Raw genomic sequence first — 364 nt, 5'->3', positions numbered from 1 at the left:
ATTTGGCTATCTAAACCAGAGCCTACCCTAAACATATGGCTTATGGCTTCTTTATTTTTATATACGTATGCTACTTTTTGAAATTCATCAACAGTGCCTTCAGTATTATCACAAAGTAGTTTTATGAGCTGAAAAGGGTGTTCGGCAAAACCATAAATTTCGGTACGGTTACAGGTTGATGTTACTACCAAACTTTCAATTTGATTATCTTTAGCTTGTTGTAGTAAATTAAGCCTAGAATCGTCACTTAAACTAAAATGACCACGTATAACGGCATCGGCTTTTTTGTAACTTAAACCAATGGCATAAAAGTTTTTACTTTTTGATATGTTATACTTTTGCATTTTATTACCTAACTGTGGGG

At 33.2% G+C, this 364-nt stretch carries 1 pseudogene; it reads right to left on the bottom strand.

The features are described 5' to 3' along the window. A pseudogene (locus tag FUA24_RS07635) lies at positions 1–344 on the bottom strand (glutamyl-tRNA reductase); the annotation flags it as partial. Positions 345–364 lie beyond the last annotated feature (20 nt).

It is taken from the genome of Seonamhaeicola marinus (genome assembly GCF_008085455.1).
This window is presented reverse-complemented; position numbering and strand designations above follow the sequence as displayed.